This is a genomic window from Ruegeria sp. BI11 (genome assembly GCF_056538005.1).
Window position 1 is genome coordinate 1 of sequence record NZ_JBQFSM010000048.1, and the last position, 1772, is coordinate 1772.

A 1772-nucleotide genomic window follows, 5' to 3' on the forward strand; every position below is an offset into this window, starting at 1 on the left:
TGCGCCCGTTTCCGGACGTGTTGCCAGTATGGCTCTGGGGCTTGGCATCGCCATCGGGGGCGCTACAAGCGCGCATTCGCAGGTTGTGCCTTCGGATGCTCAATGCAGCGTTTCGGGTGATGGGACCGTCCTTCGCTGCAGCGGTGATGTGTCCACTGGTGTGTTGGTGGACAATGCTGGCAGATACACCACGCTTTATGTGAACGACATCGCTGGGAATATCGTTCCTGCCCAAAATGTAGCTGGGATACGTTTCACCTCTCGCGGTGCCATAACCATCATCAGTGACACAACAGATGGGGAGGGCGGACCATTTTCCATCACCACGAAGGGGGCCGATGGTATTCAGGCGCAATCCAGTGCCTATTCTGGCTTTGACACCGCGACGTCCCGCGCGGTGACGGCAATGGTGACGGGGGATATAGCTGCCGCGGGAGACGATTCCGAAGGGGTTCGTGCGCAATCCAGTGCCTATTCTGTCTTTGACACCGCGACGTCTAGCGACGTGACTATAACGATGACGGGGCACATCTTTACAAAGGGAAGCCGTGCGGAGGGGATTGAAACCCTATCCGATGCCAATGGCGCGAACGCAATATCGGGCGCGGTGACGGTAACGGCGACGGGTGTCTCCACCACGGGAGACAGTTCCAACGGCATTAGTGCGGTTTCCAATGCCTATAGTTTTTTTTCTGGCGCGGTGACATCCGGCGCGGTGACGGTAACGACGACTGATGATATCTCCACCACGGGAGACAGTTCCAAAGGCATTAGTGCGGTTTCCAATGCCGAAGCCGATGATTTTGGCGACGCGGTGTCCGGCGCGGTGACGGCAATGGTGACGGGGGATATTTCTACCAAGGGAGACGATGCCGAGGGGATTCTTGCATCATCGGATGCTGATGTTGGAGACGATGGCGATGCGACATCGGGCACAGTGACGGCAATGGTGACGGGGGATATTTCTACCAAGGGAGACGATGCCGAGGGGGTTCTTGCATCATCGGATGCTGATGTTGGAGACGATGGCGATGCGACATCGGGCGCGGTGGCCGTGACGGTGATGGGCGATATAACTACTGCCGGAACTGACGCCGATGGGGTTGAGGTGTATTCCGATGCTGATGTTGGAGACGATGGCGATGCGACATCGGGCACAGTGACGGCAATGGTGACGGGCGATTTAGCAACCACGGGGGACGATGCTCAGGGGGTTTTTGCATCATCTCAAGCCGATGGCGGTGGTGACGCGCTATCCGGCGCGGTGACGGCGGCAGTAACCGGTAACATTACCACCACGGGGGACGGGGCTGAGGGAATTTTGGCGTATTCCGATGCTGATGTTGGAGACGATGGCGATGCGACATCGGGCACAGTGACGGTGACGATGACGGGCGATTTAGCCATAGCCACCACGGGGGACAATGCCGAAGGTATTCTGGCGTCTTCCGTTGCCGTTGCCCGTGGTGATGGCAGTGCGACATCGGGCGCGGTGGCCATAACGGTGATGGGCAACATCGCCACCACGGGCAGTAATGCCGAAGGGATACAGGCGCATTCCGCAGCCTATACCGATGATTATGTCGACGCGACGTCGGGCGCGGTGGCTGTGACGGTGATGGGCAACATCTCTACCACGGGCAGCAATGCCGAAGGTATTCTGGCGTATTCCGATGCCGATGGCGATGCCGGCGCGGTGACGGTAATGGTGACGGGCGATATCTCTACCACGGGCAGCAATGCCGAAGGTATTCTGGCGTATTCCGATGCCG

General features: G+C 58.5%; 1 protein-coding gene. It reads left to right on the plus strand.

The features are described 5' to 3' along the window. Positions 1 to 1772 (plus strand): beta strand repeat-containing protein (locus tag ACR0DT_RS24980; protein WP_480713336.1); only part of this gene is annotated, 1772 nt, incomplete at both ends.